The 223-nt window shown below is 64.1% G+C and carries 1 protein-coding gene; it reads left to right on the forward strand.

The annotated features are described in order from the left end of the window. Positions 1 to 223 (forward strand): NAD(P)/FAD-dependent oxidoreductase (locus E4K09_RS26815; RefSeq protein ID WP_425293804.1); only part of this gene is annotated, 223 nt, incomplete at both ends.

Genomic DNA, 223 nt, shown 5'->3' on the forward strand with positions numbered 1-223 from the left:
ACCAAGCAGATGGTCGAGCGCTTCGGCCTGAATGCGGGCCGCGACCACCAGAAATACGGCATCGGCCTCAAGGAGCTCTGGCAGGTGCGGCCCGAGAAGTTCCAGCCCGGCCTGGTGCGCCATTCCATGGGCTGGCCGCTGCCGAACAATTCCGGCGGCGGCTCCTGGCTCTATCATTTCGACGACCACCTGGTGTCGGTGGGCTTTGTGGTGCACCTCAACT

It is taken from the genome of Microvirga pakistanensis (assembly GCF_004458765.1).
Taxonomy (GTDB): domain Bacteria; phylum Pseudomonadota; class Alphaproteobacteria; order Rhizobiales; family Beijerinckiaceae; genus Microvirga; species Microvirga pakistanensis.